Below are 20,238 nucleotides of genomic sequence, written 5' to 3'. Positions count from 1 at the left end.
ATGTTTCTGACATTGCACTTCTTATTCTGATCTCTAAAACTTGATCAATTCTGCTATTCAACCTAAAAATCAACTCGCAACTCGATATATTAATTATATAATAATACTAATAAAACAAATGCGAGTATGGTTATGCCTCAATCTCTTTTGCCAAATATTCTTCAATTTATCGGTCAGATAGATCCTTTCGATAAGATCCCTAAACAAGCACTTCGTGAACTTGCCTCCAATGTTCAGATCACTTATCTCGGCAAGGGGGATGTGGTTGATCTATGTGAGTCGGGTAAAGAAAAGTCGCTCTACATCATCCGAACCGGTTCTATGGAGCAAAGAAAGTCAGACGGTGTACTTCGTGCTCGTTTAGGCAGGGAAGACTTGTTCGGCTTTACGTTCTTAGATTCTGAAGTTAATGACGAGAAAGGCTACAGAGCGATCGCAATCGAAAATAGCTTACTTTATGTGATTCCACATTCGGCGCTTCAAGCGTTGTTCAAGGCATTCCCAAGCTGCGCAGAACACTTTGCATCACAGGCGCAGGTTCGGTTGAAGTCGGCACTTGATGTTGTGTGGTCAAATAAAGAAAAAGGCTTGTTCATTCGTAAGGTTGAAGAAGTGGCAAGCGGGCAGGTGGCTATCGTTAAGTCTGAACAAACTATTCAGTCGGTCGCGGTTGAAATGCTTCATCAACGCTCGCCATGTGCCGTGATCTATGAGGGTGAAACCATTGTTGGTTTGATTACCGACCGTGACATGACTAAGCGAGTGATCGCCCACGGTGTCAGCACTGATAGCCTGATCTCCGAGGTGATGACGCATTCTCCACTGACGGTAAAACCGGATGATCTGGTGCTGCATGCTGCGTCTATCATGATGCAATTCAACATCCGTAACTTGCCCGTTGTGAAAGAGAATAAGGTCGTTGGTCTTCTCACTACGTCTCACTTAGTTCAAAACCACCGTGTCCAAGCGATCTTCTTAATCGAGAAAATCAAATACGCGGGCAGTGTGAAAACCATGTCTTCGTTTACCCCAGAGCGACAAGCTATTTTTGAAGCGCTGGTGGAAGGCAAGGTTGCACCGGAAACCGTAGGTAAGGTCATGACCATGATTATGGACGCCTACACACGCCGATTGATTCAGATAGCGATTGATAAGTTAGGTCCACCACCTTGTGATTTTTCTTGGATTGTTGCGGGCTCGCACGCTCGTAATGAAGTTCATATGCTGTCGGATCAAGATAGTGCGATTGTACTCTCTGACGATGCGACAGACAGTGACCGTATTTACTTCAAACATTTAGCGATGATGGTGACTAACGGATTAGCGAGTTGTGATTATCCATTGTGTCCGGGTAAATTCATGGCTGCGACACCAAAATGGTGTCAGCCACTCAGCGTTTGGAAGCACTACTACAAGAAGTGGGTGGCTAACCCTGAGTACGAACGCTTACTCAACATCAGTGTGTTCCTAGAAATTCGAACCATCTATGGCAACAGTGAGTTCGAAGGCATTCTTCGTGATGAGTTGCATTCTAACATTCGCAGTAACCGTGAGTTTTTAAGCACACTAGTGAAAGATGCGGTAAACACCAACCCGCCATTGGGTATTTTCAATAGTTTGGTTCTAGAGAAATCGGGTGAGAACAAGAAAACACTCAATGTGAAGAAGTACGCCATTAACTTGATTATTGATCTTGCGCGTATTTACGGATTAGCGGTGGAATGTGATTTGTCAGCAACCGATGAACGTTTCGCAGCTGCCAATGAAAAAGGCATGCTGAGCGACGACGCATTCAAGAACATTCTGGGCTCTTACCAGTTCATTCTCTCTTTCCGATTTGGTCATCAACTTGAAGCGCTGAAGAACGGGGATGTGCCTGACAACAATATCAACCCAGATAGCTTTGGTAGCTTTGAGCGTAAACACTTGAAAGATGCCTTTAGGATCATTGCTGACCTTCAAGAAGCCGCGAAAATCCGTTTCGGAGCACGCTAATGAAGCCACGCTCAATAAATAAGTGTTTAAAGCACATTCTGAACTACTTTCATCCTCTTGAGAAAATTAAGCGCACACGAAAGCAATATTTGAATACGGTTAAGCTGCCAGAGGCGTTACATGCTCTTGTGGATCAACCTTGCCCAGAGATGACGGACTTGGCCAAAGATAGCGAATATATCGTTTTAGATCTTGAAACTACAGGCTTAGACAGCGAGCAAGACCTTATTCTATCTATGGGTTGGGTCGATGTGGTCAAGGGGCGAATAGACTTAGCGTCCGCCAAGCATATTTATCTGGATAACGATTCGCAGATCAATGCTGAAACTGCAGTTATCAACCACATCACACCACAAATGCTGGAAGAGGGCGCTTCAATTCATGATGCTATGCTGACGTTTTTCGAAGCCGCAAAAGGTAAGATCATCGTCGCGCACGCTTGTGTGGTCGAAGAGAAGTTCATTAGCCAATACCTTCTTCGATGCTACGGTTTAAGAGCGATTCCTCTGCTTTGGCTTGATACCTTGTGTATTGAGAAAAGCATGGAGAAAGCGATCAGCAATCATGAAGAAGTCGATTTAACCTTGGCAGGGACTCGCGAAAGGTACGGGCTTCCTGAGTACAACAGCCACAATGCATTAGCCGATGCCGTTTCGACAGCGGAATTGTTTTTGGCTCAGCAGAAGCGAGTCGTGCCTAATGATGAAGTGACACTTTCCTTTTTATATCGGATCAGCCGTTAGGGTTGTACCTTCCTGTAAGTGAATCATTGTTGAATAACCTGATTTGAAAACATAAAAAGCCAGCGATTAAGCTGGCTTTTGTTTAGGTCTTAGAAAATTAGGACAGTAATTATCTTAGATTATTTATATAGCTATCGATTAGAAGCTGTAAGTTAGACCAACACGGCTACGCAGTTCACGAGTCGCTTTAGTCGATGAAGTACTCACATCACCAAACTCTACATATGGTGCCCATTGACCCATAATGTGGCGAATACTTGCATTTAACTCGTAGTTTGTATCATCGTTGTCGTAGATGTTGTAATCATCTGCTTTGTAGTAGTTACCTTCAAAACCGAAACGCCAGTTCTCCATTGAGTAGTTGATGTTTGCTGTTAAGCGATGGCGACGTTGGTTTTCATCGTTTTGATAAGTTAAGTAGCCGTTATCTAAGATTGGCTTGCCGTCTGAGTCAGTTGCAATTGATTTTGTGTTCTGTCTCATATCGTAACGGTAACGTGCACTTAGACTTAAACCGTCAATGCTGTCGACACTGTATGTCGCGCGAACTTGAGGTTTGTATGTGACACCAGACTCGCGACCTTCTATTGGCATACCGTAAGTCATCGTCCAGTTATCGTTAAGCACATGGCGATAATTAAGACCAAGTTCCCAACCATTATTCTTCAAATCTTCCATAAACTCGCCGTCTTCTCCCTTGAATTTCGCTTCAATATCGACAAGGAAGTTGCCAATGCTATCGCCCAGTTTTACACGAGTAGCGTGTTGATCTGTATGACTCTTGTATTCGTGTCTCATATCGAAAGACGCCGCAGATACAGAGCCAGCAGCGAGTACAGATGCCACAGCAATCACGATTTTAGTTTTATTCATGGTATTAATTCCATATTTATAGGTTGAGTATTGGCCTCAAGTTAGAGCCAAATAGGGTAATTCGTTTGATTAATGCAACAGTCTTTTTGAATCTGTTGAATTCGCCGAGTTCTGTTTGCATTAAAATAATACAAATATGCTATAGATAATGTGAAGGTCGATCTGTGAATTAGATCTTGTTGTTATCATAAATCTCATTTACACAGATCGTTACAAATTGATAAGTTAAGTAATTCATTGTTTTAAAAGAATAAATATTAATTTATTTGTTAGGGGTTCTTTCTGTAATGTGCGCTATAGCAAAAATAGTAATGTTTCACTGTAGATTTTATTTGTAATACATTATTATTCTTTGGCGTTCGGGTGGTGGGTGAATAAGATCACTATGATGGCTGAGCGACAAAGCTGATCTTGAATTTGAGATTGGTATGAGGGCAGGTTGTCTAATGCTGTCGGATGAACCATCGACGATGTGAATTTTTGAATGAATTGAAACATGTGGGCTTTATCTGTTTTGGGGACAGTAAGCTAGAGGTGGAGAAGGCTGTCAGTCTTCAGTCTATGTTAAAAAAAATAATTAATAGGTAATACCTTAATTATTGCGCCCAACTATTCTAATTATAACTTCTGCTTTCGTTTAGAAAGGTAGGACATGGTAGTGAAGATCTGCCCTTGCGCTCATGTTGATACAGGCAACATGAGCGTTTTTTTGTCTGAAATTTGAGTTGAGGGTTATCTGGGGCATCTATCAAGACGATTAACGATTAAGCTTTTCGGTTGCTCACCGCACGTTCAAGTGAATCCGTTTGACCCACTACTGCAGTTGCACTTTTCAATGTATCAGGTACGAAGAGGTGGGGTTGATAGGTAGGTGAGGTTGATAGATAAGATCAACGTTATTCACGCTGAGATTACCTCTGAAAAGTAGCCTCATGACAATGCAGTCCGTTCTAGTAATATGCGCTCAGGAAGAGCAGTGCTATGGGCCAATTATACAGGATTTAGGACAGTCTCAGTAAACTAGCCCTTAGCACAAACTTATACTGGACTAGCTTTCTGTCAGCATCCAAACTTGTTTAGACGTGATTTTGTGGTCTTTAAAGGTCAGTTCTTCAACCTTGTCACCGTTAGTATTCCAGCGAGTGAGTTTTCCGTTTGCTACTTCGCCTTCATCAAATTTCGCTTGGCTAGCCTTATTGCCATTAGGGTAGTAGTTCGTTACTAATCCATTTGTTTTCCCGTGACTGAATTCGGCTGTTAGGCTTTGTTCGCCATTCGGATACCAACGAGAGCCAGCACCCGACAGCTCATTGTCTTTATAGCTGAGCTCAGCTTTTTTCTGACCGTTGGGATACCAGGTTTCAGCCTTGCCTTGCAGTTTACCTTTAACGTAATTCACTTTAGAAGCGACTTGGCCATTCTGATACCAATTTGTTTCTAACCCAAGTTCTAGACCATCGGAAAATTGGGCTTTGGTCGCGATTTGGCCGTTATCGAACTTCTCTTCAAATTGGCCAGTAAATGGCTTTGAATGGTTGACTTGGTAAGCCACGCCTTTTCGCATCTGCAAATAGTCAACAACAACATCATCATTGCTGGTGGCTGCATAGCTCATAGAAGACATCGTACTAAGAGCAATTAAGATTGGGACGTATTTCTTCATAATGACACCTTTTTAATGGACGGGGAAAGTGTAATCGGTGTGTTAAAAGCATTTCACTTCCGTGAAAGACTGTCAGCTTATATTAGTGGTTTTCAAGTTTTCATTATTGAGGTGCCAAGTTGCGGAACTTCGGAACGGTTCGGTTTTTTATTTAGTTGCAGCTTCTAGTAATCATACAAAATAAACATTTTCACTTTGTTGGTAAGTGGAGTTTCTCTATCAATTTACCTTGTAGATGGCTCGTATATGACGTTAGCTTCTATGTTGGTTATTTGTCCTTTGTGTTTATTTTATTATCTATCAGTATCTTAGTGTTTTATGGTTCTTGTCTTTGATGTTTGAACTGAAAATTAACGTTTGGGAGGTGTAAGTTTGATGCATCGTGTTGACTGTTGTTGCAAATTTGAACTCGATCACTTGTATGATTATTTGAGTGCTGGACTGTAAGATTACTGTCACGCATTTAAATTATTGTAGTACAAATATAGTTACCATCTATCTATAGTGACCTTAACAAAAAAACATAAATAAAAAGGTCTCAAGATGGAACTCAATACCCTGATAGTTGGCATCTACTTCCTATTCTTAATTGCGATAGGGTGGATGTTCCGAACGTTTACAAGTACGACAAGTGATTACTTCCGTGGGGGAGGTAATATGCTGTGGTGGATGGTAGGTGCAACCGCATTTATGACCCAGTTCAGTGCTTGGACATTTACTGGTGCAGCAGGTAAAGCTTTTACCGATGGTTTTGCCGTAGCGATTATCTTCATCGCGAACGCATTCGGTTACCTAATGAACTACCTTTACTTCGCTCCGAAGTTCCGCCAACTGCGCGTTGTGACGGTAATTGAGGCGATTCGTATGCGTTTTGGTAAGGTGAATGAGCAAGTATTTACTTGGTCTGGCATGCCAAACAGCGTTATCTCCGCAGGTATCTGGTTGAACGGCCTTGCGATCATCGCATCGGGTATCTTCGGCTTTGATATGACAACGACGATTGTCCTAACGGGTCTGGTTGTATTGGTGATGTCAGTAACGGGCGGCTCTTGGGCGGTAATCGCATCTGACTTTATGCAGATGGTTATCATTATGGCAGTGACCGTAACGTGTGCTGTAGTAGCGGTCTACCACGGTGGCGGTGTCACGCAAATCATCAATGATTTCCCAACCGATTCATTTATCACGGGTGATAACCTTAACTACCTAAGCATTTTCAGCATTTGGGCGGTGTTCATCTTCTTGAAGCAGTTCAGTATCACCAATAACATGCTGAACTCTTACCGTTACCTTGCAGCGAAAGACTCAAACAACGCACGTAAAGCAGCACTGCTTGCTTGTGTACTAATGACGCTTGGTCCAATCATCTGGTTCATGCCTTCTTGGTTCATGGCAGGTCAAGGTGTTGATTTAGCAGCAGCTTACCCAGACGCTGGCAGCAAAGCCGCTGACTTCGCTTACCTTTACTTTGTTCAAGAATACATGCCTGCAGGTATGGTTGGCCTTCTGATTGCCGCTATGTTTGCTGCGACTATGTCTTCAATGGACTCTGGTCTAAACCGTAACTCAGGTATCTTTGTTAAGAACTTCTACGAGCCGATTCTTCGTCCTAAAGCGACAGAGAAAGAGCTAATGGTTGTTTCTAAGCTAACGTCTACTTTCTTCGGTATCGCGATCATCTTGGTTGCTCTGTTCATCAACTCTCTTAAAGGTCTGAGCCTGTTCGACACCATGATGTACGTGGGCGCATTGATCGGCTTCCCAATGACAATTCCAGCATTCTGTGGCTTCTTCATCCGTAAAACACCGGATTGGGCAGGTTGGGGTACGCTAGTAGTCGGTGGTGTGGTTTCTTACTTCGTTGGTTTCGTTATCACAGCGGACATGATTCAAAACTGGTTCGGTCTAAACGAACTAACTGGCCGTGAGTGGGCTGACCTAAAAGTGGCTATCGGCCTTATCGGTCACATCGTATTTACTGCTGGCTTCTTCGTTCTTTCAACACTGTTCTATAAGCCATTACCGGAACACCGTGAGAAAGATGTCGACAAGTTCTTCAACAATCTAGCAACACCGTTAGTAGCTGAAAGTAATGAACAGAAGAAACTGGATAACAAGCAACGTCGTATGTTGGGTTCACTTATCGCGGTAGCGGGTGTGGGCGTAATGACAATGTTCGTACTGCCAAACCCTATGTGGGGACGCATGGTATTCGTTCTGTGTGGTTTGATTGTGTTCTCTGTCGGTCTGTTACTTGTTAAAGCGGTCGATGACAAAGTCGAGCAACAAGACGAAGTGACGCCAGCCGAAGGCTAATTCCTTTTAAATCAAAAACTATAACTTTTTACAGCGGCTACCGATTGCGGTAGCCGTTCGTTTGAACTGCCAAAGTTTAATGTGATATGTACGGAGAGCTTTTGAAAATCACTCAATAAGCTTTCTGGCTTTAGCTCATACTGAAATAATTTAAAAAGCCCCAATAGGTAAATGCTTATTGGGGCTTTTTAGTGTTCTGTTTCTAGGCTCAGGGCTCAGGGCTCAGGGCGTAACGTTTAAGTCTAGGATTTATACTTATGCAGCAGATCCCAAGGGATATGACATAAGTGGTGATCTTCAGGGAAGTGACTTAAGTGATGCTGATGGATATCATCACTCGCGACATAGTGAGTTAACGGTAATATCTCGAGTGCGATACGGTCGGCGTCGTCACGAGAGGCAATATAGTGCTTAGCTTCGGTTAAGTGTTCTGCGTTAGTGCTGTATACGCCTGTGCGGTATTTCTCTCCGACATCGACACCTTGTTGATTCACGCTGTAAGGGTCGATAATCTCAAACAAGTGTTCCATCAAAATCATTACAGACGTAACGCTTGGATCAAATTCAATTTGTACGCATTCTGCATAGCCATCGTAATCGCTTTGTGTGCCATTGCATTGCGTGCTATCGCATTGTGTCGACCCGTTTTCGGTTAGCTGGGCGCTTCCATTGGCACGGCCTGCTTCTGTGCTGATAACACCAGGAACGTACTTAATAAATTCCTGTACGCCCCATAAGCAACCGCCAGCTAAATAAATTTGTTCCATACTTACCTTTTACTTCTCTGTGTTTGTTAATGTTCGTTCGATGCGTGAATCAATACGATGATACTCGCACGTATAAAAAAGCGTCTATAAAAATGAGCGCGCAAATAAAAACAAGCGTTTAGGTATTGTAAACCTGTGCGACTGAACAAACATAAGTTTAATATGATTTGTGATTATATAAGTCAGTATTGCTTTGTCATCAACTCGAATCTCAACATCAAGTGAGCGTTACTCTAAACATGTTTGATCAAATAAAAGACTTCATCAATCCGAGCAAGAACCCAGATCTTACTCAGGCCCATGAATACCAGCGTCAGCATCTGCCAACATTGTGGCTGTTGGGAAAAACGGGGGCGGGCAAGTCATCGTTTATTCAGGCGGTGACTGGTGACTCGTCTGTAGAAGTGGGCAATGGTTTTGCGCCTTGTACCATGACGGCGATGTCTTACGAATTCCCACAAGACAAACCGGTGATGCGCTTTCTCGATACCAGAGGACTAAGCGAAGCGAATTATGATGCGAAAGAGGATCTGGAAGAGATTGGTCAGGCAGGTAATGCGTTAGTCGTTGTAATGAAAGCCGACGAACCTGAACAATCCTCAGTGCTTGCGGCTCTAAAGCAGATTAAGAAACAGAAGAAAATTAGACACTTGCTGCTTGTTCATACTGCAGTGTTGTCTTCCGGTGAACCAGATCGAGCAAGGCAGGTTCAGTTCAACACCAACCAAGTAGAGAAGGCTTGGGGTAAAGAGTTTGAATCGGTAGCGGTCGATTTCGAAACGGATGACTCGAGCAATAACAGTGGTTCAATTTACAACTATGACATCTTGTTAGAAAAGCTGACCAGTATTCTTCCTGTTATTGGAATGATGGTGCAAGACAAAGAGCACTCCACACAGGAAGAAGCCAACTTTGATCAAGTAGAAAACGAAGTGCTTTGGTATGCGGGAAGTGCCGCAGCGAGCGACCTGATTCCGGGGGTTGGTTTGGTATCGGTACCTGCGATTCAAGCCAAAATGCTTCACAGCTTGGCCAATCAATATGGGGTCGAGTGGAACAAGCGAGTCTTCAGTGAGTTGATAGGCACTCTCGGAAGCAGCTTTGCTTTGCAATACGGAATGAAACTGGGCACTCGACAGTTGATAAAGCTGATTCCAGTTTATGGTCAAACGGTAGGTGCGGTGGCTGCAGCGGCAATGAGTTTCGGCACCTCTTATGGTTTAGGTCGCGCGGCTTGTTTTTACTTCTATCATAAGAACAAAGGTGAAGAAGTGTCTGAAGAAGAGATGCAGAAGATCTACAAAGAATCCCTGAAAAAAGGAAAGGCGGCGTCGGGCTATGAAGAAAATTAGAAACCTATTTCGATTACTGGCGGTGCTATCGAGCGGCCGTTGGGGCATTGCCCTGATTTCGGCTATCTTCCCAAGCATTATCATGATGGGTTTTGGTGTCTTCTTGGCGATCAAATACGGTTACCTACTCGAAATGTCGATTGCCATTGCCGTGAGTACTTTGGTGTTCACCATTCCCTTGTTCATTTCTAGTCGTTCTTCACGCGATTCTTCAAGCCGCTCTTCACGCCGATCTTCAAGTACGGAGCCCTTCTCAAATAAAGAGAGCGACGGCCTTGGCGAGGGAAGTTCTGAATCTGATTCACAACATAGCAAAGCTGATATCAACGATGCATTGGTTAAGGCTTCGACTGATTGGTCTCAAAAAGAACTGTCGATCTGGAATGATTCAAAACACCATGTACGCCAACAATTAATGGTCGACATAGAGTGGGGCAACCTAGACCAAACCGGTTTAGAAGTACTTGAGTTTGTGGCGAAAAAGTTTGATAAGAAATCGCTCGATTTCTCGATTCCTGAAGGGCTAAAACTCTTCGAAGAGGTCAGCCGACGCTACAAACTGGTAGTGCGAGAGCATATACCGGGCATTGAGTATCTCAAGGTTTCTTACATTAAGGCGGGCTACGAAGCCTATGATAAATATGGCGAGCTAGGGCAAAAGATCGTTAAGGCCGCTATTTGGGGGAATCACCTCAAAAACCTCTATTTGAACCCGCTAAAAGTTGTTTCTGATTTAGGGAGAGAGCAAGCGACATCTTCAATGACAAGAGGTGTGGTTGATGACATGCAATACGCCGCTAAACAAGCCTTATTAGATGAAGTGGCGGCGGTGGCGATTGATCTCTATAGCGGACGTTTCAGCATTGAAGATGAAGCACTTAAAGTGTCCGATGTTTCTGAACTCGACGAACAACGCTTTGCTCCTGAATTAGAGCCTGTGCGAATCGTGCTGGTGGGGCAAACCAGCTCTGGTAAATCTTCACTTATCAATGCGCTTAAGCAAGAGTTGGTTGCAGAAGTGGATGTTCTACCATCAACCGATACATCAACCGTCTACAACGCGTTTGTCGACGATAATGATGTTCGCGTGGTTGATCTTCAAGGGCTTGATGGCAATCCTAAAACCGAAGCGCAGATGCTTAAAGAGATGACCCAAGCTGATGTGGTGCTGTGGGTACTTAAAGCCAATCAGTCTGCACGTGATTTGGATAAGCAGTTGAAAGATAGATTTGATGCTTTCTATGATGATCCTAAGAACATCTCACGCAAGAAGCCGATTGTGGTGTCAGTTGTGAATCAGGTAGACAGATTAAAGCCTGTAGACGACTGGCAACCGCCGTATGACTTAGAGAACCCAACATCAACCAAAGCAAAGATCATTGCTCAAGCGCTCGAATATAATCAAACATTGTTGCAGCCGGACATCGCTTTGCCGCTGGCGATTGCGCCAGAAAAGGTACAGTTTGGTTTAGATACTTTAAGGCAGACGTTGATTGAGCGTATCGCTGACGCAAATAACGTTCAGAGAAACCGCCAACGTTTAGAAGCCATGAAAAGAGGCACGTCGGTTAAAGGCCAACTGAATAAAGCAGTAAAAGTCGGTAAGAAGGTGGCACCAAGTGCGTTGAAAGCCGCGACGCCAAAACTGGCTGAAATGGCCATCAAACAAGTCGTGAAGAAAAAGTAATCCACGACTGCGGCTGCAAAACGGTTCTGATGAGGCTGAGACTCATCAGAACTGAGTTTTTAGAGCGTGAGAGCTTATCTTTTTTTGTTAAGGCTGGGGCTTTAGTGCTTAGCTTTTTAGCTCGAGAGCTCTCTAGAAGATAGATTTCTAGAAGACAGCTTTTTAGAAAACAGCCATCTTCGCCCCTTATTAGATAAGTATTGAGTTTAAAAGATATTCGATATTATTAAGTAACTCGCTGAACTAGTTTAATAGTATATAAACGGCTGTGATTCACAGTTTATATAACATGCTGTCGTATTTAATTACCATTCCAAATTTTGATCACATTTATACTTTTCTAAGCTGTATTTATAAAACAATTGCACTATATTTAATTTTCGGTTCATCTTGATTTCAACGTAGGGATATATTGTGAACATGTATCTGAAATGGCAATCAACAACATGGCTAACCTTGTTAGCTTGGTATACCTTAGATCACCAGCTCTCGTTCCGCCTTTCTTCAGAGTAGTACCCTCTAGGCGTCACGCGCCAGCAAAGCAGCATGCTTTGTTTACCTATCAGCAGCTTTGATAACCTTTGAACGCATGAATATCGCACTTATTATTTCGTGCAGAATATTCGTTTTTTGTCGTTCTCGCTAATTATCTCAGCCTCTGTTTAGGTTTGATTAATAAATCATTATTTAACTTGTTTATTTTCACTGTTAATTTTCCGTGTGTCTTTATACGGAACTAATAATTTAATGGTGAGGATTCGTGACATCTAAAGAAAATAGATTTCGACCTGATCGGAATGTATTGAAAGGTATTATTATGGAAAACTTCAAACATCTACCAGAACCGTTTCGTATTCGTGTTGTAGAGCCAGTAAAAAGAACAACTCGTGCCTATCGTGAACAAGCCATTGTCGATGCGGGGATGAACCCATTCTTACTTGATAGTGATGATGTGTTTATCGACTTACTGACAGACAGCGGAACAGGATCTATTACTCAGCGCATGCAAGCCGCGATGTTAATGGGGGATGAAGCTTACAGTGGTAGTCGCAGTTACTATGCATTGTCGAATGCGGTGAAAGATATCTTCGGTTACGAGTTGACGATTCCAACGCACCAAGGGCGCGGCGCAGAGCAGATCTACATTCCTGTTCTTATCAAGAAGCGTGAAATGGAGAAAGGTCTCGATCGCAGCAAAATGGTTGCTCTGTCGAACTACTTCTTCGATACAACACAAGGTCACACCCAAGTGAATTGCTGTGTGGCGAAGAACGTTTATACCAAAGAAGCGTTCGATACCTCAGTGAATGCGGACTTCAAAGGCAACTTCGATGTGGTGAAACTGGAAGAAGCTATTTTAGAAGCGGGGGCTGCTAATGTTCCTTACATTGTGAGTACCATTACTTGTAACTCTGCTGGTGGGCAGCCAGTGTCTATCGCCAATCTAAAAGCCGTTTATGAAATTGCTCAGAAGTACGATATTCCTGTGATCATGGACTCGGCACGTTACGCTGAAAATGCCTACTTCATTCAACAACGAGAAGCGGGTTATCAAGATTGGACAATCGAACAGATCACTAGTGAGTCTTACAAATACGCGGATGGCTTAGCCATGTCTGCCAAGAAAGATGCCATGGTACAAATGGGCGGCTTGTTGTGCTTTAAAGACGACTCTTTCATGGATGTGTACACAGAGTGTCGAACTTTGTGTGTGGTGCAAGAAGGCTTCCCAACCTATGGTGGGTTAGAAGGCGGCGCAATGGAGCGTCTTGCGGTTGGCCTTTATGACGGCATGCGCCAAGATTGGTTAGAGTACCGTATTGGTCAGGTTCAATACTTAGTTGATGGCTTAGAAGCGATGGGCATCGTGTGCCAGCAAGCAGGCGGTCACGCTGCGTTTGTGGATGCGGGTAAACTACTTCCACACATTCCAGCAGGTCAGTTCCCAGCACATGCTTTGGCGTGCGAGTTGTACAAAGTCGCGGGTATCAGAGCGGTTGAGATTGGCTCATTGCTGCAAGGTCGCGACCCAGCAACCGGTGAACAACACCCATGCCCTGCAGAGTTATTGCGCCTTACCATTCCTCGCGCGACCTACACACAAACCCACATGGACTTCATCATCGAAGCATTTGAAAAAGTGAAAGAGAATGCAGGACAAGTGAAAGGGCTCGACTTTACCTACGAGCCGCCGGTGTTAAGACATTTCACTGCGCGCTTGAAAGAGGTTGAAACCAGCGAGAAACAAACAGAAAAAAAGAACGAACAAACGCTCGAAGAAGCATTTTAAAATAAAAACATAAGCGAATAGTCACTAGAACCCTAATCAAAGGCTCCCTCGGGAGCCTTTTCTTTTTTGGATGATTGGGGAGTTATGTCGTTAAGCAGCTAAGCAGCTAAGCAGTTAAATGCTGAACTACGCTTGTTTGTTTTTTAGGGTGGATTTCAACATTTGGAATAGCCACTGATTCAAAGGCGCGTCTTTCTGTGAACGACGGCAGCTCATCACATAACCCACATCGATCGTCAGTTTTTCGGGTAAATCAATACTACGACAGCCTTCTGGTACGCTGCCATTGAGGGTGATACCAAAATAGTCGGATTTGAACACAACATCGTGAATCATCGCAGGGTGGTCGACTTCCACTCTTGGGTTGACGTGAAAACCGATATTCCTAAGGCGATCAAGGATCGGGTATTTATTGTCATTCCATCCCGGGGTTTTAAATAGAATGATTGGGTAGTTGGCGAGCGACTCAAAGTCTTTCGCTGGATGATCCTCTCTCACGAAGAACACCACTTTTCCTTTGCCGAATTCCATTTGAGAAATTGACTGTGGCAAGGTTTCATCAAAGTAATGAACCGCTATGGATTCTTCGCCGTCGATGAGCCTGTTCCTCACATTGCTTCCCCACCGAACGAATGAGTAGTGAGCATGCGGGGCTTCTTTACTCAGAGCAAAGTAGAGCTTCGAGCCAAAGCGCTCCCAGAACAGGGTATTTGCGTAGATTTTGATATCACCTTGGTAAGTTGCTGGCGAAAATACTTGGTGTTTAATGGCTTCAACGCTGCTCAAGATCTGCTCAAAATTTTCGATGTTGGTTTCAACAAAAGTCGTGGGTTCAAACCCGTGTTTGGTTTGAATGAACAGTGGATCATCGAGCTGTAACTTTAACTTCGAAAGGTTCTTGCTGATCGCACCGGAGGTTTTGCCTAGCGACTCGGCAACCAATCCAACATTGCGAAGTTCATACATACGCTTGATTACGAGGATATTTTGAATGTCTAGATTGATGTCCACAGGCTCTCCAAATGAATCCTTTTATAGGCAGTAATCTCGGCGCGGCAGGCGTACTGAGATTATGTGACTCTAATATCATAGTGCCAATAAAAATCCCATAAGACAGCACCGCGTCAGAACTTCGCTAATCCCTTGATTTTCCATTTGGTAAATCTTGCTTTTCCTCGAGTCACTATCACTCAAGCGCTAAAGTTACCCCAACGAAGAAACACTGATATCAAACGAGCAAATAATTAAAAATAATATGAGGTGATGTATGAACAAGTTAATCGCACTAGGCTTGATGGCTCTTTCAATGAACACAGCTTTCGCTGCTGACGGAACTTATACCGGTACTATCGACATGGCAACGAGCGAAGCTAATCAAGTAAAGGCTGAGCGTGTTGAATCTGACTTAACACTTGAAGGAAGAAATGAAGCGTCTAACGGCGGAATCCAATTCCAAAAGAACGTTGATCAAGACCAAACGATCCAGCTTACAGGTCGTCGTGACTAACGTTAAAGATGTGCTTACCATTGTCATGAGAAATGCTGCGCCCTCGGGTGCAGCATTTTTCGTTATTGGGTTGTGGAGTATTTTATAAACTCTAGCGATCTAGCCTTGGCATGTTGTGTAACGTGTGGCATTTTGTTGTTCTCTAACTTTAGATCGCTATTGGGTGTTGGTTAAGCATTACAAACCAGTAAGCGAACGACTCGAAAGGACAAGGAATGACTCAAAAAGAAACGGGAATGATTCGTCATATTCTACTGATTAAGTTTAAAGAAAACGCTGAAGCTTCAGAGGTTCAAAAACTAAAGATGCTGTTTGAAGCGATGCCAAACAAGGTTGAAGGGGTCACTTCAGTAGAATGGGGATTAAATGACAGCCCTGAAAACAAGAATCAAGGTTATACCCACTCGGTGTTAATGACGTTCGCCGATGAAGAAGGCCGCCAGAATTACCTTCCGCACCCTGAGCATGATGCGCTGAAAGATGTGTTTCGTCCGCTTTTAGAAGACATCATTGTGTTTGATTACTCCTTGTAATTAGGTTCTGAGTAGATTTTTTGTGTTTGACTTACCTTCGATAATGAAGAGTTAGGGCCTAGCGATTAAGCCCTAACTAAATAAGAAACGACTTACTCTGTTGGTGAAATGGTGACTGGTGCAAACGATGCGACAGCATTTCCGCCTGCGCCCGGACGGTCTACATAAGGTGTGTTCTGCATTAAGGTGTAGTACACGTCCACGAAGTCGTCATCATTGACTAATACGCCATCAGGAATCACATCGATAATCTTGCCTGTGATCTGAGGGATGATCGCATAACCTTGAACTTCTGGATCAGGAATCATCTTCAGTATCTCTTCTGCGGCTTGAACTAAGAGTTTTGCTAGCGCTTTGTAGTCTGTGCCATCATCGTGTTCCATTAAGATCATGTCTGCAGCGCCCCAACGGTAGCGAGGCCAGAAGATGACGGTCTGGTTCGGGTAGTACGTCTGTTTGTCGTAGTCCAGATAAGGCATCTCAACGAGGTCGATCTGGGGCTCTAAACGACTTGAATCGACACCCGTCACGATAGCGTAGATTTCCGCTTTACCAGAGATCCAAGGTTCTTGGTCGACGGCTAAACGGATTTTGGTTAATTGTGTGGTATTCAACGGCTCAGGTTCCGACAAGGCCATCGAGCGACGAGCCCTGTTCATCAAAGACGATTTTTGAGGTTTACTCTCGTCGGCATTGGTATCGCTAACGGCATTGATTTGCGTTATAGTACCCAGCTTTTGCATCTCTGCCTGCATCGCCATTAGGCCTGCTTTGAGCTCTTCAGCACCGTTACTATCAACCACAAACACTGGGACGTCTGGCATTTGGTACACGTCTAGTTCGTGAACCTGCCCATACACATCATAGGCTTCGATGTATTGCCAGTTTGAATCATCGCCTGATGGTTCGAAAGCAAACAGCGGGTTTTCACCATTCTTCCAAGCTTCGATCATCGCTTCATCAGCCATGCGAACCTCTAACACAGAGTCGCTGAAGTCGTTGATCCCTTTCATCTTGCGATAACCAAGATCCGCTTTCTGCATCCGGCTTGAAAATGCAGAGTAGGGCTGAGTAGAGCTCAATTTATCTACAGGCGCGGATAAGTTCTTTTCTGAGATCTGAGCCTTCAATGAAAGCTCAAGATCGGAATAACGCTCGCTGATTTGTAACGCCAGAGATTGCTTTTGCGCAGCGCTACTTTCTGCAATACCTAATGAATCAGTTGTCTCAATATTTTGCGCAAAAGACTGGAAGCCAACCACTGTCGTTGCAAGCACCATACTGATAGGAAAAGATGGTCTCATAAATAATCCTTATTTTAATTTTTATCATTAATAGAGCATTTGCCCTATAAGGATTAACCTATCAGTAACGTGAATGTGTTCAAAAGTTAGTCAGTTATTTTTGTTTCGTTGTGCAGCACAGGATCTCAATTTAAACTGTTTTTATAAAATAATACCTAAGCAACCTTGATATTTATAAATTAATAAACGTATCAGTAAATAACTTTCAATATTATTAGCTACTACGGTGTGTCATAAAAAACCTACTCAAAGTGAGTAGGTTTTTATTTCGCGGTTAACCGCTAGTTCTCGATTCACAACTTGTTTGAGAGGCTCGCTCCAACTCAATCTAAACGTAACGTTAGGCCAGAGTAGTTCGAGTATCCGCGCAGTAACACATGATAGGTCACACCCGGTTGAGCGCTCACACTACACTGCTCATTGTTTCCAGCACGGTAAGGGCGACAGTCGTAACTTGATGTTGTTGGCTTGCTTCCCGATTTCACATAAAGATCGGCATCACCTGAACCACCAGACATTGAAACCGTCACGCTGGATGCAGAATCAACAGTGAACGTGTAGAAGCTCTCTGAAGATTGGTTCCCGCTTAGGTTCGTAATTGGTGTGCCTTTCGTCAGCACATTGCCAGTTGGTGGCGTTGAACCACAACTCGCATTCACGCCTACGGTATTAAAAGCATCTTCAACATCGGCAACCACATAGCCCATGTCTGCAGCGGCTTTCGCTACGCCACACGCACCGGCATCAAAGGTACTGTTTGCCGTCCAATACAGTTGGTTTGCGACTGTGAATATTTCAAAGCCCTTACGTACATTCCAACCCGATTTGTTCGCTAAAAGGTAAAAGGCGCGGTTGTAAACACCGCTAGATAAGTGAACGTTCAAACCATCGTAGTATTGAGAGGCGTGATCGATCGAGCGACCATCTTTTGAAGGTTGATCGAAGTAACGTAAGCCGCCTTCTGATTTGAATATATCGCTTCCGACCACCCAATCCACACTGCCACGTAAGTAGTATTCAGCCGCTTCGCCCGCAATATCGGAGAAGGCTTCATTGATACCGCCCGACATGTTTTGGTACACAAGGCCGGAGTTTTGCTCGGTGAATCCGTGGCTAACCTCGTGAGCACTCACGTTGATATCGACCAATGGGTAAAAGGTGTTTTTGCCATCTCCAAATGTCATGGATGAGCCATTCCAAAAGGCGTTTTCATAATCGGAACCGTAATGAACGCGCATTGTCAGTTGGAAAGTTAAAGGCGACGTATTCATCCATTCTTTGTACATATCGAACACGACATTACCAAAGTAGTGCGCATCGTTGAGAGGTGAGTAAGCCCCGTTGATGTATTTATGATCGGTGTAGTTAGTTCCGTCGGCACAGTTGTAGCTGTAGGCTGCGCTGCCAGACGTTCCGTTCCTCAAATCGACTGTCTTAACTGAATCATTTTCTAACGTACAAGTCGTGCCTGTTTTGTCGATGGGAAAGCTAGGGAAGTCACTACCATATTCATATCGAGTGGTTTTGAGGTTGCCACCTGGGCCAGTACCTAATGCTTTAGCGTGGTTTAGTCCATTCCATTTTTGGAGCACATCGCCAGTCGTGGCATCAATAAAGTAGAAAGGGCGCTCTGGCATTGAAGACGCGATAAAGAAATCGACCAGATACACCACTTGGGCGACTTGGTTCTCATCCAATCTCACCATCAGTTTCGCGTTTTTATTTTCAATGGACTTTTTGCCGACGGTAAACGTGCGGTGAGCAGACAGTGCGGCTTCAATCGCTTGCTCTTGATTCAGTTTTGGCGCGATGCTGGACAGGTCACCACTGATCCCCTGTGCCATGGAGCCGAACACCTGAGTGGGTTGGTTCTTGGAAAGGGTGGCGACAACGGAGGTATCAAAGACGGGTAAACCTAAGTGAGTTTGTTGGTAGCGGACTTTCGTTTTTCCATTGGGTAATACCACCCGTTTAACTTCAGAAAAACCTAATTCAAGTGGAGCAACACTCTTCGACTGAGCGACGAGGCTTTGTTGTAGCAGTGTATCGTTATCGACTCTGACCATTTCTGCAGCGTGTGCATTGAAGCCAAAAGAGGTACCTAGAATAGCTGCTATTTTCCAGCTTAGTTGACGTTGTTGGTTCATTTTTCGTTCCTGATTTTAATATAAACTCCTTCTTCCCAACGGCTTTATAGGAAGTCTATATACAACACACGAATGCCATGTGTTGCGAATCAAGATTGGAAGAGCATTTGGAATTATGACAAGTTTATCAGGGAGATTTATTTTTAGAGTATGTAATTCAAAGTTTACAAAAATCCTTATTGATCAAATTTTTTATAAAATCCAATTTTATTATTTATCGTAAACGTATGAAGGGGCGAGAGTTATTAAAACCCGCTTTGTTTTAATTTATAGAATAAATTTCTTTAAGTTAATCTCGATATTTTTCTGTTTTTATCTTAATTACAAATGAGTAAATAACCGAGTTTTTGGAAGTGGAATATTGTCTTTATTATCAATAGTAAACTTGTTTTAACAATACCACTAAATACAGAACTCATCTTTTCTACATTTGATCTTGTTAGACAGAAAAAGATCTACATTTTCTTGTTCAATCACAAACTAATAAACATAGGTCATTGTTATGATTGGAGTCAGTAGTTTAAGATATGCTACATAAGAAACTAGATAGAAAAATTCTGTCTTTAAGTACAGAGTTTCTCTGTCTAATAGCTGTTATGATTTTTATCGAAATAGGCAGGTTTTATGACAATATCGTTTGAAACTCAGAGGCTGAGAGTTGCTGAAATCTCAGGTGCTCTTTCGTTAACTGAGCGCTCAGTTCTGATCGAAGAGATTCCTAGTATTCTAACGCCATTAGTTGTTGAAAACTTGCCTCCATATTTTCATGGTATTACTTCCTGTGAATTGGCGCGAGTTTGGCTCGACCGAATGTTGTCGGAGAGTCGATTACTTCAAGTGAAATCTGAGGCACAAGAGTTAATCGGTTTTCTGTTCGCCTATGTAGAGAACGAAAGTGACGCGCACATAGGTTACTTACTCAATGAAAAATATTGGGGTAAAGGGCTGGCGAGTGAGCTACTGAAGAGCTTTATCGAAGAAGTAGTTAATACTGAGCCTTGGTTAAAGTGATCCGCACCAGAAGTTTTGGACACTGAGTTAAGTGAGTACAATCACTAACG

At 43.4% G+C, this 20,238-nt stretch carries 14 protein-coding genes and 1 pseudogene; 9 read left to right on the top strand and 6 right to left on the bottom strand.

All coding sequences use genetic code 11. The features are described 5' to 3' along the window. The first annotated feature begins 132 nt into the window (after nucleotides 1-132). Both ACED59_RS19535 and ACED59_RS19530 read left to right on the top strand, forming a co-directional pair. Complete coding sequence (locus tag ACED59_RS19535; RefSeq protein ID WP_017099068.1) at nucleotides 133-1,995, top strand: DUF294 nucleotidyltransferase-like domain-containing protein; 1,863 nt, start codon at nucleotides 133-135, stop codon at nucleotides 1,993-1,995. After that, nucleotides 1,995-2,738 (top strand): 3'-5' exonuclease, encoded by a 744-nt coding sequence (locus tag ACED59_RS19530; protein WP_017099067.1) that lies wholly within the window; start codon nucleotides 1,995-1,997, stop codon nucleotides 2,736-2,738. Before ACED59_RS19535 ends, ACED59_RS19530 begins: the two co-directional genes overlap by 1 nt. A 138-nt stretch (nucleotides 2,739-2,876) precedes the next feature. Here ACED59_RS19530 and ACED59_RS19525 read toward each other — a convergent pair whose 3' ends face one another. Both ACED59_RS19525 and ACED59_RS19520 read right to left on the bottom strand, forming a co-directional pair. Beyond that, entirely contained in the window at nucleotides 2,877-3,611 is a 735-nt protein-coding gene (locus tag ACED59_RS19525) for an oligogalacturonate-specific porin KdgM family protein (RefSeq protein ID WP_009846528.1), read from the bottom strand. Nucleotides 3,612-4,659: 1,048 nt separating this feature from the next. Continuing rightward, complete coding sequence (locus ACED59_RS19520) at nucleotides 4,660-5,274, bottom strand: toxin-antitoxin system YwqK family antitoxin (protein WP_017099066.1); 615 nt, start codon at nucleotides 5,272-5,274, stop codon at nucleotides 4,660-4,662. A 543-nt stretch (nucleotides 5,275-5,817) separates the two neighbouring features. Between ACED59_RS19520 and ACED59_RS19515 the strand changes: the two genes are divergently transcribed. Then, nucleotides 5,818-7,590 carry a transporter gene (locus tag ACED59_RS19515; protein ID WP_017099065.1) on the top strand — a complete coding sequence of 591 codons (1,773 nt, stop codon included), beginning with the start codon at nucleotides 5,818-5,820 and terminating at the stop codon, nucleotides 7,588-7,590. 242 nt (nucleotides 7,591-7,832) lie between these two features. Here ACED59_RS19515 and ACED59_RS19510 read toward each other — a convergent pair whose 3' ends face one another. Beyond that, on the bottom strand, nucleotides 7,833-8,357 hold the full coding sequence (locus tag ACED59_RS19510; RefSeq protein WP_029224065.1) for a peptide-methionine (S)-S-oxide reductase: 525 nt from the start codon (nucleotides 8,355-8,357) through the stop codon (nucleotides 7,833-7,835). A 239-nt stretch (nucleotides 8,358-8,596) separates the two neighbouring features. Between ACED59_RS19510 and ACED59_RS19505 the strand changes: the two genes are divergently transcribed. The 3 genes from ACED59_RS19505 to tnaA all read left to right on the top strand — a co-directional run bounded on the left by ACED59_RS19505 (nucleotide 8,597) and on the right by tnaA (nucleotide 13,686). Further along, a complete protein-coding gene (locus ACED59_RS19505) occupies nucleotides 8,597-9,709 on the top strand; it encodes a YcjF family protein (RefSeq protein WP_029224064.1) in 1,113 nt (370 codons plus the stop codon). Next, on the top strand, nucleotides 9,696-11,396 hold the full coding sequence (locus tag ACED59_RS19500) for a GTPase family protein (RefSeq protein WP_017099063.1): 1,701 nt from the start codon (nucleotides 9,696-9,698) through the stop codon (nucleotides 11,394-11,396). Before ACED59_RS19505 ends, ACED59_RS19500 begins: the two co-directional genes overlap by 14 nt. Before the next feature lie 817 nt (nucleotides 11,397-12,213). After that, nucleotides 12,214-13,686: a tryptophanase gene (gene tnaA, locus ACED59_RS19495; protein WP_017099062.1), complete on the top strand. Its 1,473-nt coding sequence runs from the start codon at nucleotides 12,214-12,216 to the stop codon at nucleotides 13,684-13,686. A gap of 126 nt (nucleotides 13,687-13,812) precedes the next feature. Here the strand turns inward: tnaA and ACED59_RS19490 are convergent, their stop codons facing one another. Beyond that, the gene (locus ACED59_RS19490; RefSeq protein ID WP_017099061.1) at nucleotides 13,813-14,697 is read right to left on the bottom strand and encodes a LysR family transcriptional regulator; all 885 of its coding nucleotides are present in this window, start codon (nucleotides 14,695-14,697) and stop codon (nucleotides 13,813-13,815) included. A gap of 256 nt (nucleotides 14,698-14,953) precedes the next feature. Between ACED59_RS19490 and ACED59_RS19485 the strand changes: the two genes are divergently transcribed. After that, complete coding sequence (locus ACED59_RS19485; protein ID WP_371705081.1) at nucleotides 14,954-15,193, top strand: hypothetical protein; 240 nt, start codon at nucleotides 14,954-14,956, stop codon at nucleotides 15,191-15,193. A gap of 215 nt (nucleotides 15,194-15,408) precedes the next feature. After that, the gene (locus tag ACED59_RS19480; protein ID WP_009846539.1) at nucleotides 15,409-15,726 is read left to right on the top strand and encodes a Dabb family protein; all 318 of its coding nucleotides are present in this window, start codon (nucleotides 15,409-15,411) and stop codon (nucleotides 15,724-15,726) included. A gap of 92 nt (nucleotides 15,727-15,818) precedes the next feature. Here the strand turns inward: ACED59_RS19480 and ACED59_RS19475 are convergent, their stop codons facing one another. Both ACED59_RS19475 and ACED59_RS19470 read right to left on the bottom strand, forming a co-directional pair. After that, nucleotides 15,819-17,030 carry a DUF3103 domain-containing protein gene (locus ACED59_RS19475; RefSeq protein WP_017099058.1) on the bottom strand — a complete coding sequence of 404 codons (1,212 nt, stop codon included), beginning with the start codon at nucleotides 17,028-17,030 and terminating at the stop codon, nucleotides 15,819-15,821. A 323-nt stretch (nucleotides 17,031-17,353) separates the two neighbouring features. Then, the gene (locus ACED59_RS19470) at nucleotides 17,354-19,177 is read right to left on the bottom strand and encodes a M4 family metallopeptidase (RefSeq protein ID WP_371705082.1); all 1,824 of its coding nucleotides are present in this window, start codon (nucleotides 19,175-19,177) and stop codon (nucleotides 17,354-17,356) included. Between the two features lie 624 nt (nucleotides 19,178-19,801). On the opposite strand from ACED59_RS19470, the pseudogene ACED59_RS19465 reads away from it, so the two are divergent. Further along, a pseudogene (locus ACED59_RS19465) lies at nucleotides 19,802-20,185 on the top strand (GNAT family N-acetyltransferase); the annotation flags it as partial. Nucleotides 20,186-20,238: the final 53 nt, after the last annotated feature.

The sequence above is a fragment of the Vibrio sp. FF266 genome, from assembly GCF_041439695.1.
Lineage (GTDB): Bacteria > Pseudomonadota > Gammaproteobacteria > Enterobacterales > Vibrionaceae > Vibrio > Vibrio tasmaniensis_A.
Note: the sequence above shows the minus strand (reverse complement) of the source record. Positions and strands in the feature narration are given on the sequence as shown.

Coding starts and splice junctions, on each gene's coding strand:
- ACED59_RS19535 (WP_017099068.1), top strand. CDS start 133: ATGCCTCAATCTCTTTTGCCAAATATTCTTCAATTTATCGGTCAGATA.
- ACED59_RS19530 (WP_017099067.1), top strand. CDS start 1,995: ATGAAGCCACGCTCAATAAATAAGTGTTTAAAGCACATTCTGAACTAC.
- ACED59_RS19525 (WP_009846528.1), bottom strand. CDS start 3,611: ATGAATAAAACTAAAATCGTGATTGCTGTGGCATCTGTACTCGCTGCT.
- ACED59_RS19520 (WP_017099066.1), bottom strand. CDS start 5,274: ATGAAGAAATACGTCCCAATCTTAATTGCTCTTAGTACGATGTCTTCT.
- ACED59_RS19515 (WP_017099065.1), top strand. CDS start 5,818: ATGGAACTCAATACCCTGATAGTTGGCATCTACTTCCTATTCTTAATT.
- ACED59_RS19510 (WP_029224065.1), bottom strand. CDS start 8,357: ATGGAACAAATTTATTTAGCTGGCGGTTGCTTATGGGGCGTACAGGAA.
- ACED59_RS19505 (WP_029224064.1), top strand. CDS start 8,597: ATGTTTGATCAAATAAAAGACTTCATCAATCCGAGCAAGAACCCAGAT.
- ACED59_RS19500 (WP_017099063.1), top strand. CDS start 9,696: ATGAAGAAAATTAGAAACCTATTTCGATTACTGGCGGTGCTATCGAGC.
- tnaA (WP_017099062.1), top strand. CDS start 12,214: ATGGAAAACTTCAAACATCTACCAGAACCGTTTCGTATTCGTGTTGTA.
- ACED59_RS19485 (WP_371705081.1), top strand. CDS start 14,954: ATGAACAAGTTAATCGCACTAGGCTTGATGGCTCTTTCAATGAACACA.
- ACED59_RS19480 (WP_009846539.1), top strand. CDS start 15,409: ATGACTCAAAAAGAAACGGGAATGATTCGTCATATTCTACTGATTAAG.
- ACED59_RS19475 (WP_017099058.1), bottom strand. CDS start 17,030: ATGAGACCATCTTTTCCTATCAGTATGGTGCTTGCAACGACAGTGGTT.
- ACED59_RS19470 (WP_371705082.1), bottom strand. CDS start 19,177: ATGAACCAACAACGTCAACTAAGCTGGAAAATAGCAGCTATTCTAGGT.